Annotated in this window: 1 protein-coding gene; it reads left to right on the plus strand. The window is 69.9% G+C overall.

Going from position 1 to position 266, the window contains the following annotated elements; all coding sequences use genetic code 11:
- Nucleotides 1-266, plus strand: a 266-nt coding sequence (locus AC3A5T_RS16925; RefSeq protein WP_487629531.1) for an autotransporter domain-containing protein, incomplete at both ends; no start/stop codon positions are given.

Here is a 266-nt window from a genome sequence, read left to right on the forward strand (position 1 = left end):
TGGAGCATCGGCCGCGATCATCTGCTCGGCAACGGACTGGTCGCCGGGTTCGCGTTCGGCGAGCTGCGCGGCGACGGCATTGCCGCTGCGCGCGGGGATCGCAATCGCGACCGGCAGACACAGGCGCAGGCGTACCTGGCGCGCAGCTTCGGCGACAGCTACGTCATGGCGCAGCTCGGCAGCGGCCGTTTCGATCGCGACATGCAGCGCCAGCTGTTCGCAGGTGCGGACTGGCAGGGTGTGTCGACGCGCTACGCCGGCAGCTA

It is taken from the genome of Luteimonas sp. Soil_C_16 (assembly GCF_057657295.1).